The sequence below is a fragment of the Colwellia ponticola genome (genome assembly GCF_005885605.1).
Lineage (GTDB): Bacteria > Pseudomonadota > Gammaproteobacteria > Enterobacterales > Alteromonadaceae > Colwellia > Colwellia ponticola.
The window spans coordinates 1-453 of the sequence record NZ_SZVP01000113.1 but is presented as its reverse complement, the minus strand read 5'-3'; the positions used below and the strand labels follow the sequence as shown (position 1 = coordinate 453).

The window sequence follows — 453 nt, the reverse complement described above, 5'->3', positions numbered from 1 at the left end:
TGGTGAAGTTGTTGGCGGAATTGTGGTAATGCGTTATGGCGAAAATGCTGATAAGGTAATAACGGCAGTCAAGGAAAAAATGAAAGAAGTTGAAAAAGGATTGCCTGAAGGGGTTACTTTTAAAACCTCTTATGACCGAAGTGATTTAATAGAAAAAGCAATCGCATCAGTTAAAGGAACTTTAATCGAAATTATGATTACTGTTTCTCTTGTGGTTCTTCTTTTCCTTTTTCATTGGCGAAGTGCTTTAATTATACTCATTCAATTACCTATTTCTGTGTCTATTGGCTTTATTTTACTTGAAGCATTTGGCATTTCATCTAATATTATGTCATTAACGGGTATTGCTCTGGCAATTGGTGTTGTTGTTGATGATGGTATTGTAATGGTTGAGAATGCCTACAGGACAGTTTCGGAGAAACAAGAAGAAATGGACAATAATCAGTAATTGGA

1 protein-coding gene is annotated in these 453 nt (G+C 35.1%); it reads left to right on the top strand.

The window, feature by feature from the left end; all coding sequences use genetic code 11:
• On the top strand, window positions 1–448 hold a 448-nt coding region (locus FCS21_RS17775; RefSeq protein ID WP_138624506.1), incomplete at its 5' end, for an efflux RND transporter permease subunit.
• Between the last annotated feature and the right edge of the window lie 5 nt (window positions 449–453).